At 42.2% G+C, this 9,655-nt stretch carries 17 protein-coding genes; 12 read left to right on the top strand and 5 right to left on the bottom strand.

Features of this window, described 5'->3' with window-relative positions:
- Positions 1-284 precede the first annotated feature (284 nt).
- On the bottom strand, positions 285-491 hold the full coding sequence (locus EWV66_RS06840) for a hypothetical protein (RefSeq protein ID WP_002779193.1): 207 nt from the start codon (positions 489-491) through the stop codon (positions 285-287).
- A gap of 18 nt (positions 492-509) precedes the next feature.
- The gene (locus EWV66_RS06845; RefSeq protein ID WP_052276194.1) at positions 510-971 is read right to left on the bottom strand and encodes a hypothetical protein; all 462 of its coding nucleotides are present in this window, start codon (positions 969-971) and stop codon (positions 510-512) included.
- A gap of 94 nt (positions 972-1,065) precedes the next feature.
- Between EWV66_RS06845 and EWV66_RS06850 the strand changes: the two genes are divergently transcribed.
- Positions 1,066-1,200 (top strand): hypothetical protein, encoded by a 135-nt coding sequence (locus EWV66_RS06850; RefSeq protein ID WP_260441312.1) that lies wholly within the window; start codon positions 1,066-1,068, stop codon positions 1,198-1,200.
- Between the two features lie 39 nt (positions 1,201-1,239).
- Here EWV66_RS06850 and EWV66_RS06855 read toward each other — a convergent pair whose 3' ends face one another.
- The gene (locus EWV66_RS06855) at positions 1,240-1,860 is read right to left on the bottom strand and encodes a hypothetical protein (RefSeq protein WP_052276193.1); all 621 of its coding nucleotides are present in this window, start codon (positions 1,858-1,860) and stop codon (positions 1,240-1,242) included.
- Positions 1,861-2,814: 954 nt separating this feature from the next.
- Positions 2,815-3,633 (bottom strand): carbon-nitrogen hydrolase family protein, encoded by an 819-nt coding sequence (locus EWV66_RS06860; protein ID WP_072923577.1) that lies wholly within the window; start codon positions 3,631-3,633, stop codon positions 2,815-2,817.
- An 86-nt stretch (positions 3,634-3,719) separates the two neighbouring features.
- On the opposite strand from EWV66_RS06860, the gene EWV66_RS06865 reads away from it, so the two are divergent.
- From EWV66_RS06865 to EWV66_RS06915, 11 genes are all read left to right on the top strand, one after another.
- The gene (locus EWV66_RS06865) at positions 3,720-4,352 is read left to right on the top strand and encodes an HAD-IB family phosphatase (protein WP_052276191.1); all 633 of its coding nucleotides are present in this window, start codon (positions 3,720-3,722) and stop codon (positions 4,350-4,352) included.
- A gap of 609 nt (positions 4,353-4,961) precedes the next feature.
- Entirely contained in the window at positions 4,962-5,537 is a 576-nt protein-coding gene (locus tag EWV66_RS06870) for a PEP-CTERM sorting domain-containing protein (protein ID WP_052276190.1), read from the top strand.
- A 111-nt stretch (positions 5,538-5,648) separates the two neighbouring features.
- Positions 5,649-5,888 carry a hypothetical protein gene (locus tag EWV66_RS06875; protein WP_002755261.1) on the top strand — a complete coding sequence of 80 codons (240 nt, stop codon included), beginning with the start codon at positions 5,649-5,651 and terminating at the stop codon, positions 5,886-5,888.
- Positions 5,889-5,894: 6 nt separating this feature from the next.
- Entirely contained in the window at positions 5,895-6,128 is a 234-nt protein-coding gene (locus EWV66_RS06880) for a hypothetical protein (RefSeq protein WP_002745620.1), read from the top strand.
- 153 nt (positions 6,129-6,281) lie between these two features.
- Positions 6,282-6,509 (top strand): hypothetical protein, encoded by a 228-nt coding sequence (locus tag EWV66_RS06885; RefSeq protein WP_052276189.1) that lies wholly within the window; start codon positions 6,282-6,284, stop codon positions 6,507-6,509.
- A gap of 6 nt (positions 6,510-6,515) precedes the next feature.
- The gene (locus EWV66_RS06890; protein WP_287108831.1) at positions 6,516-6,767 is read left to right on the top strand and encodes a hypothetical protein; all 252 of its coding nucleotides are present in this window, start codon (positions 6,516-6,518) and stop codon (positions 6,765-6,767) included.
- 158 nt (positions 6,768-6,925) lie between these two features.
- Positions 6,926-7,141 (top strand): hypothetical protein, encoded by a 216-nt coding sequence (locus EWV66_RS06895; protein ID WP_052276187.1) that lies wholly within the window; start codon positions 6,926-6,928, stop codon positions 7,139-7,141.
- Position 7,142: 1 nt separating this feature from the next.
- Positions 7,143-7,460 (top strand): DUF4258 domain-containing protein, encoded by a 318-nt coding sequence (locus EWV66_RS06900; protein ID WP_002779213.1) that lies wholly within the window; start codon positions 7,143-7,145, stop codon positions 7,458-7,460.
- Complete coding sequence (locus tag EWV66_RS06905; protein ID WP_128575172.1) at positions 7,399-7,677, top strand: YgiT-type zinc finger protein; 279 nt, start codon at positions 7,399-7,401, stop codon at positions 7,675-7,677. Before EWV66_RS06900 ends, EWV66_RS06905 begins: the two co-directional genes overlap by 62 nt.
- A gap of 135 nt (positions 7,678-7,812) precedes the next feature.
- The gene (locus tag EWV66_RS06910; RefSeq protein WP_185237657.1) at positions 7,813-8,097 is read left to right on the top strand and encodes a hypothetical protein; all 285 of its coding nucleotides are present in this window, start codon (positions 7,813-7,815) and stop codon (positions 8,095-8,097) included.
- Positions 8,094-8,372: a hypothetical protein gene (locus tag EWV66_RS06915; RefSeq protein WP_052276184.1), complete on the top strand. Its 279-nt coding sequence runs from the start codon at positions 8,094-8,096 to the stop codon at positions 8,370-8,372. The genes EWV66_RS06910 and EWV66_RS06915 overlap by 4 nt, the downstream gene beginning before the upstream one ends.
- Positions 8,373-8,622: 250 nt before the next feature.
- Here EWV66_RS06915 and EWV66_RS06920 read toward each other — a convergent pair whose 3' ends face one another.
- Positions 8,623-9,390 (bottom strand): ABC transporter ATP-binding protein, encoded by a 768-nt coding sequence (locus tag EWV66_RS06920; RefSeq protein ID WP_052276183.1) that lies wholly within the window; start codon positions 9,388-9,390, stop codon positions 8,623-8,625.
- Positions 9,391-9,655 lie beyond the last annotated feature (265 nt).

The following is a 9,655-nucleotide window of genomic DNA, read 5'->3' on the forward strand; positions in this document are numbered from 1 at the left end:
TAGGCGGGGGGATCTACCCTTGATAAGGGGGGTGCCGATAGGCGGGGGGATCTACCCTTGATAAGGGGGGTGCCGATAGGCGGGGGGATCTACCCTTGATAAGGGGGGTGCCGATCCCCCCTTAATCCCCCCTTAATAAGGGGGGCATCTGACAACTTTTAACGCCTACCTACTTAGCAATTGTTCACAGTTTTGAGAGTTTTGTCTGTTAATCAGAGTTTTAGATTCCGATTGAGTCTCAGGGTTTTGACTTATCCAAAACTCAGATTATCCACAACTCAGATTTATTTAGTTTTAAGCTGTGAAGATTGGGGAGCGTTTTCTCCTTCTACGACTAAAGATTTCACATGAGAACCTTGAAACTTTTCCATATTGCTCACTCGCCACATAGCCAGGGGAAAAGTAATAGCAAATAAACCAAAAAGTCCCACTAATATCCAGACGATATCGTGCATTTTACGCGAGGAAACCTTTCTAACTTGAGCGTTCATTTTGTCACCTCCTAGGCTTTAAGTTAAAGGTAAATAGGGAAATAGTGGATGCCATGACATGGCCGTGGCGGCAATCATGAGGGCAAAAAACCAAAAGAGAATGGTCTTAGCTTTTATCTGGCGATCTTTCCAAAGATAATGCAGTATCGGCCAACTGACTAACCAGCCAATTAATAACATCGTTTCTTTGCCGCTATAACTGCCGATATTGCCCCACATTTTGCTAGGATTTTTACTGCCAGGTATCCAACTACCCAAATTCCAAAGAAAAGTTTCTACGGTTTTTGAATGGTCTGCATCGGAAAAATGGTGAGCAACCATCATTAAAAAACAGCCAATACCAGCACTAATAATCGCCGCCGCTGCTGGGCCAGAAGTGGCGGGGGAACGTTTGGCACCTTCGGCTAAACCTTGGGGAAATTGTTTTAAAAAAGCCCAGATTTTTCCGTACCAAGGACTATCGATGTAACGTTGAGTCATCAGATTTGTTCCTATTTTTTCAGAGTTCGTAAGTGTGTAAAACCGCAAAGTCCCACCGCTAAAAGTCCCCAGCCGTATTACCAGCAGTAGGGAAATGACCGACGATTTGACTTTGGTTGCTAATGCTGGCCGCCCTCGTATCCGTACCATCGGGGCTAAGTTTACACCCCCTAGGGCGGGAGCGGTGATAGATAACCCGAAAACCGTAGCTAAAACGAGCAAAAGTTGAATTTTGTTCACTTTTGAGGTAAAGTAGCTAAATAAGGGTTTACAGGGCGTGAATTTTGGCAACACCGAGGCCGCTAACGAGTCCACCCATGGCAAAAAACATCATCGCCATCAGGCCAATGCAAGTGACCGTTAACACTGGTCTATTAGCTTTGTCTAGGATTGAGTCGCCGTATTTCCAGAGAATCCAAGTGCAGGCCACCCCTAGGGGTAGGGTAAAAAGGACGCTGAATTCGTGGTATTCCATGAGGACGTATTGACCGAGGGGCGAATTTTCCTTTAGCCATGCCCGCGCACCGCCAAACTCTGAACCGGCCCGATAGCGCATATAGGCTAAATTGCCAGTGGCGATCGCCAAAGAAGCGAGGACGGTGGACCAGAAGGTGAGGGTTCGCATTTGCTGCAAAATTTTGCCAGAACCTCTGAGCAGCGGAAAAGCGAGATGACCAGCGTAAACAATCACGACTAGGGCTAATAGGGAACCAAAACCGTGAATTGTGCCTAGCCATCGCTGCCACGGACTCGGATGCAGCAGGTTGACGAAGGGCAGAAATAAAAATAGGCCCGCCGAGAGGATTCCTAGCCCATAGACGCAAACGGTGGCTATATCTAGGGTTTTCGGAAAATCAATTTTTTCTGATTCTGTGGTATAAGATGACATCGGTTTCTCCTTAACGGTCTAGAGAAGCTAAATGGGATTATTTCTCATTTAGCCCGGAATCTTGTTAGAACAAGTCCAGAGAGCATATTTGTCCAACCATCAGAGTATTTTTGGACTCAAGTTGACAATAAATAGAGTCAAGACTTGAATTTCGCCAATTCAAGTCTGAATTGCATCCCTGTCTGCTCTACAGCGTTTCTCGGATATATGAGGTATGTTTTCGCAACTGAGAATTCTTACTTCGGCAAGGTTTAATTTACAGTTCACCTTGATGAGAAACGCTACATCTTCATATGATCCCTAATTCGGGGTGCGATAGTCAAGAGATTTTCAAGGAAGATTGTTAATAAAGTTTACGGATATTTTTACCTAGTTCTTCGTTACTTGGCTCTTCTGGTTTCTGTGTGGAAACGAGGTCTATACTGATAGTTTATTCCGCCAAATAGCACTAAAAGTCTTGCCTGATAAGCATTTCACGATTCCATAAGCAAAAATTATCACACTACTTGGTATGGTTTGATCGGGGGGCATAAATCGACTACATCCTTATTAGATGAGCTTACCCTGAGAATCTGGCAAAGAAGGTTAGAAACTCAGTACATCAAAGCTTTTAGCTTAACTAATTAGGGTCTGCTGAAAAAGTTTTTCCTGGGGGTAGGAGTCAGGAGTCAGGAGTCAGGAGTTTCGGGCTTTGTTGCCATTGTTTTTTGTACCAAGCTATGTACTACAAGAAGGATAATGCAAGGTTTTTGAAAGTCCCAATCCTATTTTCTTGCACTAACATCGGACTTTAACAGGTCAAAAGCCTTATTTTAAAAGGGTTTTACCATTATTCAGCAGACCCTAATTAGGTTTGAGATTCGGCCCTTGTTATCGGGGAGCAATGTTACGCAAAAAAACCGAGTTAAATCCCAAAATTAGGCGTTTTTATCGACAAAATTGTCGAATCGAATTTTAAACAAAAACACGATGCTGTAGGGAAGGCATTTGTCGTCGCACCTGTTGCAGACGTTGGGGATTAATTTCGGCAATTGCCACCCCCGCTTCTTCCCCCGCATCGGCTAAAACCACACCCCAAGGATCGATAATCATAGCGTGACCGTGGGTGTAACGGCGTTCGTAATTATTGCCCGTTTGAGCAGGAGCTATTATATAACAAGTATTCTCGATCGCTCGCGCTTGTAACAAAACTTTCCAATGATCTTTCCCTGTAAAAGCTGTAAACGCCGCAGGTACAAATAAAACATCGGCTCCTTGCCGCGATAAATAGCGATAGAGTTCGGGAAAACGCACATCATAGCAAATCGAGAGGCCAATTTTTCCCAAGCTATCGGAGCCATAAATCGGCGGTAAATCGATCCCTGCCATGACTGTACTCGATTCCTGATAGGTGTTACCATCCGGGACATTGACATCAAAGAGATGGACTTTTTGATAACGGGCTAATTCCGCACCGTTGCCATCGACTAAAATAGCCGTGTTATAAGCTTTATCGGCAATACCCGTCACCGGCACGGGAAAACCACCCCCTAAAATGGTCACTTGAAACCTTTGGGCCATGGTGCGGAGGAATTTATCGGCTTTGAGAGCAATAGTCTCAGCCTGGGCGATTTTATCGGTTTCTGCCCCCATAAAAGCGAAATTCTCCGGTAAACCGATTAATTCCGCCCCTTTACCCACGGCAAGTTCGATCAATTCTTCAGCGGCAGCGAGATTTTTCTCTAAATCCGGCTGACTGGTCATTTGAATGGCGGCGGCGAGATAGGATTTCATGGGGGTTGAAGCTCTAGAGTCGGATAATCTCTGTAAAATTAATCATAACCTTCGATTATATCCAATTTCAGATATTTTGTCACCCCATGAGTAAAATTGTTTTCTGTGACTTTGATGGCACTATCACCGCCGTGGAAACCTTTGCGGGTATGCTCAAAGAATTCGCCCCCGATTTATCAGCCCAAATTATGCCCCAAATGTACGCTCGCACTCTCAGTTTGCGCCGGGGTGTCCGTCAACTGCTAGAGTCGATACCGAGCCAAAAATACGCCGATATTCTTGCCTATGCCGAAAGCAAGCCAATTCGCCCCGGATTAGCTGAATTACTCGCTTTTTTACAGGAGCGAGCCATCCCTTTTATTATTATCTCCGGTGGTCTCCAAGGCATGATTGAAACGGTCTTAAAACGGGAGGGACTATTAGATAAGGTGACGGCAATTTATGGGGTCAATCTTTATACGCAAGGGGAATATCTGCAAGTTCACTCCGATTGGGAAAATGAGACGGAATTAGTAGCTAAAGCCTTGATTATGGCCAAATATTCGGGAGTAGAAACTATTGCGATCGGTGATTCTGTTACCGATATTACCATGGCTAGAAAGGCCGATCTAGTTTTTGCTAGGGATCGTTTAATCGATTATCTGCAAGCGGAAAATCAACCCTATATTCCTTGGGATAACTTTTTTGAGATTCGTGAATATCTGTTATTGAGAGATTAGGGATTAGCTGTTAATTAGCTGGTTGTAATTAAATTAAACATAGATTTTAGGTTCGATCCCCCCTGCCCCCCTTGATAAGGGGGGTGCCGATAGGCGGGGGGCTCCCCCTTAATAAGGGGGGTGTCTGACAACTTTTAACACCTACCTACTTATAAGTAATGGTTAGGATAGGCAAGAGGCAATGATTTTCGCCGTCTCATTCCCAAGCTCCGCCTGGGAATGATTTTTAAAGGCTCTGCCTTCTGTAAAGATTACTCAGGAGGCAGAGACTCTCATTAAACATTTCTAGGCAGAGCCTAGAAACGAGAGATTCTAATAATCCAAGACTAACCCGTTAAAAGATTTTTTTACTAGCCTACTCTCAAGGGTAACAATAATTATAAATTTTTGTAAATTTGTGTTGGTTTACACTTGACAAAATCGGGGGGGGGTAGAATAGCGTTATGGCTCTGTCTTGTCATTAGAGGAACTAACTTAAAATTTAGTGATTGGCAATTTTGAAACAACCAATTTTTCTCCCTTGCCAATGTCGCTTAATTTGAGATTTTCTCCTTTAAAGGTCAGTCAGAACATTTGTTTGTTTGTTTGTTTTGAGGAAACTTTCTGAACATGAAAACTTCGACTGCAATTAAAAAACTGTCAATGACTGCTGCTGGCATAGCATTCTTTGCTGGAACTGTGGTACTTAATGCACAACAAGCAGTAGCGGTAGTCTTATTGCCCAACGGTGTGTGGCAATCCGGGCAAATTGAGAGTGATCCAGCATCCAACAACCCCACCTCGTGGGACTTTACGATTGCACCGGGATTCCAGGGCGCCTTTGATTTGGTCGATCAATTTATTGCTGGAGATGTTTACGACATTTACAATGGGGCTACTCTTTTAGGTAGTAGCGACTTTACACCTAAAACACCCCCATTCCCCTATCTGCCGAGTGGCAATCCTGGACTTGATGCTGACTGGGCGGCCGCAAGTACTTACAGTTCGGCTTCTCTACTCTTCGGACCAGGAAGTTACTCTCTATCATTAGCACCATCATCTACTTTCCCCGGCGGCCTTCCTGCGGGCTATTCTGTGCGGTTGAACCAGACTGCTGTTGCTGTTCCCGAACCTGCTTCAGTCTTAGGTTTACTCGCCATTGGTGTTTTAGGTGCGGGTTCAGCCTTGAAGCGCAAATTAAAATAAAAAACTGGCAAATCTAGCCTTAAATTAGCAGCGATCGCACTACATTGATAAAGTGCGATCGCTTTTTTTTGGGCATTCCAAATTTTTATTAATCTTTGTTAGAATGATGAGATGGGTAATGGCTTTGAGTTGATTGGAGAACTAACCGAAATAGAGATTATCGCCGTCAACCTCTCTATTCGTGAACTCAGAAGGCTAAAAGCGCAGTTTGGGGGTCGTCGATGGCGAAAGCTAAAAGGAGTCGGCTTAGTTCAATTTCCTAATGGAGAAATCCGCAAAGCTGAACTACACTGGTATGAGTCTCATGGTATTGGTCGGCGAAAAATGAAAGTTAAACGAGTTTTGGACTAAATATTTATGCAAACACCAGCATCTAACATTGAATTTGCTATCTGTATTACCGCTGAAGAAGGCGGAGATTTAGAGGTTTGTAAACTTTATCAAGTGTTACCTGATGCTAAAGCGCAAGAGGTGGGATGTTTGCGAGTGATTGATGAATCTGGCGAAGATTATTTGTATCCAGAAAATCATTTTGTCATAATAAAACTTCCTGAAACGGTACAAGTCCAGTTATTAGCAGTCCGCCCTTAAATAGCGAGTAAATTACCTGGGCGTTGCTGATAATAAACGACTTAGGCTGCAATACCGACCTTAGAAGTGATCGCCCTCTATAAATATAGCGTGATAGCTTTTTTGGTGTTAGAATAGAGGAAACCATAGTGTTTTGATTGGCTGAGACTTTTTATGCAATCTGATCTTTTCCAGACGACTCAACCTGCTTCAGATGAAGAGATTAAACAAGCGATCGCATCTGCATCTGAGGAACTGTTAACGCAGCTTAATCCAGATTATCTCATTTGTCAGGAAACATCGGTCATTCGCTTTGCAGATATCCCTCTTTCTGAACAGCAGGCACTAGAGCAAGCGTTAGCAGAACAAGCGCAAGGGAAAATTATCAAATATCGATTTTAACGTAAGATGGCGTATGATATCTGGTTGTCCTTAATTACTAGAGACTTTTTGAGCAATTTAAAACAAGATGACCCTGAAACTTATCACAAAATCCGCGGTCTGTTGCATGATTTATCACTCCAGAGAGAAGATTTTCAAACAGGCGCTCCCGAAAGAATTGAAGTATTTATTGTCAACCATCTAAAAGTTTATTATAGAATAATACATCGCTTAAAAAGTATTGATGTTAAGTACCTAGGCAAAATTATTTACACATGACGATCATTGCCCCGTAAGGGTTTTAGCTCGATCGGGCAGGTAATTAATTTTGCATGACTACTTATTGATGTCATTGACTTGAGAGAATGAAATAACTAGACTATCAAATGGGGAGTTTGTCGCCATTATTTTCAACGCTTGAATTGAGAAAAATTGTTATGAAAGTTCAAACAGATTTGACGATTCCTGAGATTGATGAAATTAGAAAAGAGGGAGCTAAAGCTCTAGTAGAGAGATTGGGAATTGCTAAAGCGGCTTTCTTTCTAAGAGAAACAGCATCCCAACCTCTAAATTATTTAGAAATTAAAGATCAGTTATTTGGTGAAATGACAGCGACGGATATTTACGTTCAAACTAAAGGCGGCTATCCCTGAAATGATTGAGGAAATTCGTCAAAAAGTTAGACAAAACCAATTTGAATTTTCTCAACACGCTGTCAATCAAAGTATCCTGCGTCAGATCAGTGTTCAAGAATTACGGGAGGCGATGGAACAAAGCGAAATTATTGAAGATTATCCAGCTGATAAGTATGGTGCAAGCTGTTTACTTTTGGGATTTACTCTAATTAATAGAGCCTTACACATTCATTGTAGCTATCCCTCTCGCCCTTTGCTCAAAATTATTACCCTATATGAACCCGATCCAAATTTATGGATTGATTTTAAATCAAGGAGAACACCAGATGTCAACTAATTCTAGACCAGAAACCTTAATTGAACAAGAAGTTACCTATACCCTTGAAATCAATGGCAATTTTTTTATTATAGAAAATGTCCCCGCTAGAGTCTGTGTAGAAACAGGAGAGCGTTTTTTTGCACCAGAAACTGTCGAACGCTTGCAGGAAATTATCTGGGAAAATAAGCGACCAAAACGGGTAATTGAAACACCAGTATTTGACTTTGCTAGTTAGTATTTAATAGAAAACTGGCAAATCGAGCAACAATTGAAGTCTTAAATTAGGGGCGATTGCGCTATATTTTTAGAGTGTGATCGCTTTTTTGTTTATAATAGTTAAAGACACGATAAATTGATTCAAGTCAAGCCCATGCTACTAACTCTTAATTTAACATCAGAAATCGAACAATATCTCAGCCAAAAAGCGAGGGAGAAAGGTCTTTCTCTAGAAGATTATGTCCTCAAGCTACTTAAGGATACTATTTTAGAACAAGAAAAACAGGCCAAACTGGTTAATTTACTTCAATCTTGGATTGATGAAGAAGATGAACAGGAACAACAAGAAACCGGTGAATATTTAATCGAAGCACTTGACCAAGATCGCTTATCTGAGCGTCCTTTATTTCCGGCTGAATTAAAGGGAGTAACTTGGTGAATAGAGTAGTTTTATTAGATACGGGAATTATCGGTTTAATTACTAATCCTAAGCGATCGCATGAAAGTCTAGCTTGTAATTGTTGGCTACAAACCCTAATTAAAGCAGCTATTAGGGTTATTCTTCCAGAAATTGCTGATTATGAGGTGCGTCGAGGGTTGTTACGCACTAACAAGATTAAAGGAATTAAGCGACTGGATGAGTTAGCATGGGTTACGCTACCGCTAACCCATCCTACAAATAATTGTGCGTCCCTACTTATGACAAAATATTGATCGGGAGAAACTTTAAACCTTTTTTTGACTATCTCTGGTAATTAAATAATCATTGTTAAGTAGCTGGTTATAATTAAATTAAAAATGGATTTTAGGTTCGATTCCCCCTCAGTCCTAGAGTTGATTCATAGTAGGGTTGATTCATGAATCAACCCTACCCTTAGTCCCCCTTGATAAGGGTGGTGTCTGATAATTTTTAACGCCTACCTACTTATCTCCCATTAACCTGAAGAGGAATTATCTCAAATCCTTATTCATCCCCTAAATAAGCTTCAATCACCGCAGGATTCTCCCTGACTGTGGCTGGATCTCCCAAAGCGATTAACTTACCGAAATCTAATACAGCAATGCGATCGCATAATCCCATCACTAAAGGCACATGATGTTCGATTAACAGGACGGTTAGAGCTAAATTATCGCGAATTTGTCGAATTAGCTGACTTAATGACCCCTTTTCGCTGGGATTCATCCCGGCTGCTGGTTCATCGAGCAGTAATAACTGGGGTTGCAAAGCTAAAGCGCGGGCAATTTCCAAGCGTCTTTGATCACCATAGGCTAAATTACGGGCTTTGCGATTGCTTTGGTCGGTTAATCCGACTAAATCTAATAATTCTGCCGCTCTTTTATAGGTTTTTTCCTCCTCCCTTCTCGAAACTGGTAAACCCAAAATTCCCGTCCAAAGATTGGAGCTATTGTGAATATGACCAGCGATCGCCACATTTTCTAAAGCCGATAATTCACCAAATAAGCGCAAATTCTGGAAAGTACGGGCAATTCCCGCCTGAGCAATCTGGTGAGGACGATAATTAGCCAGACTGTCGCCTTGATAAATTAAATCACCACTGGATAGGGGAATTAAACCAGTGATCAGATTAAATAAAGTTGTTTTTCCCGCCCCATTAGGTCCAATTAAGCCAAAAATCTCGTTTTTTTGTACCTGAAAGGAAACCCCATCGACAGCGACTAATCCCCCAAATCGACGGGTGGCCCCCCGCACTTCTAATAAATTTGCTTGCATTCCTGTTAATAGGTTAAATTAGTCGATTTTACCTAAAATGTCGGATGAATGCCCCCGCTACATTTTTCGACAAGATACTCACCTTTGCGGGGGATGAAATCCGACCATAATATCATTGACATCCTCGCCGCCGTAAAACGGACGGCGATTCCCAAACCTCACGATTTAGGTTTCTGCTTCTTTCCCGAAGGATTTTTCGCACCTGCCTTAACAGATTTACTCTGTTCTGGTCTTATGGTCGCTCTACAGACTGACACCGCAAGCC

Origin of the sequence: Microcystis sp. M_OC_Ca_00000000_C217Col, assembly GCF_007095585.1 — a bacterium.
Classification (GTDB): domain Bacteria; phylum Cyanobacteriota; class Cyanobacteriia; order Cyanobacteriales; family Microcystaceae; genus Microcystis; species Microcystis panniformis.

Coding starts and splice junctions, on each gene's coding strand:
- EWV66_RS06900 (WP_002779213.1), top strand. CDS start 7,143: ATGATTGAGGAAATTCGTCAAAAAGTTAGACAAAACCAATTTGAATTT.
- EWV66_RS06850 (WP_260441312.1), top strand. CDS start 1,066: ATGACCGACGATTTGACTTTGGTTGCTAATGCTGGCCGCCCTCGTATC.
- EWV66_RS06920 (WP_052276183.1), bottom strand. CDS start 9,390: ATGCAAGCAAATTTATTAGAAGTGCGGGGGGCCACCCGTCGATTTGGG.
- EWV66_RS06890 (WP_287108831.1), top strand. CDS start 6,516: ATGGCGTATGATATCTGGTTGTCCTTAATTACTAGAGACTTTTTGAGC.
- EWV66_RS06875 (WP_002755261.1), top strand. CDS start 5,649: ATGGGTAATGGCTTTGAGTTGATTGGAGAACTAACCGAAATAGAGATT.
- EWV66_RS06870 (WP_052276190.1), top strand. CDS start 4,962: ATGAAAACTTCGACTGCAATTAAAAAACTGTCAATGACTGCTGCTGGC.
- EWV66_RS06885 (WP_052276189.1), top strand. CDS start 6,282: ATGCAATCTGATCTTTTCCAGACGACTCAACCTGCTTCAGATGAAGAG.
- EWV66_RS06855 (WP_052276193.1), bottom strand. CDS start 1,860: ATGTCATCTTATACCACAGAATCAGAAAAAATTGATTTTCCGAAAACC.
- EWV66_RS06905 (WP_128575172.1), top strand. CDS start 7,399: ATGAACCCGATCCAAATTTATGGATTGATTTTAAATCAAGGAGAACAC.
- EWV66_RS06840 (WP_002779193.1), bottom strand. CDS start 491: ATGAACGCTCAAGTTAGAAAGGTTTCCTCGCGTAAAATGCACGATATC.
- EWV66_RS06895 (WP_052276187.1), top strand. CDS start 6,926: ATGAAAGTTCAAACAGATTTGACGATTCCTGAGATTGATGAAATTAGA.
- EWV66_RS06865 (WP_052276191.1), top strand. CDS start 3,720: ATGAGTAAAATTGTTTTCTGTGACTTTGATGGCACTATCACCGCCGTG.
- EWV66_RS06910 (WP_185237657.1), top strand. CDS start 7,813: ATGCTACTAACTCTTAATTTAACATCAGAAATCGAACAATATCTCAGC.
- EWV66_RS06880 (WP_002745620.1), top strand. CDS start 5,895: ATGCAAACACCAGCATCTAACATTGAATTTGCTATCTGTATTACCGCT.
- EWV66_RS06860 (WP_072923577.1), bottom strand. CDS start 3,633: ATGAAATCCTATCTCGCCGCCGCCATTCAAATGACCAGTCAGCCGGAT.
- EWV66_RS06845 (WP_052276194.1), bottom strand. CDS start 971: ATGACTCAACGTTACATCGATAGTCCTTGGTACGGAAAAATCTGGGCT.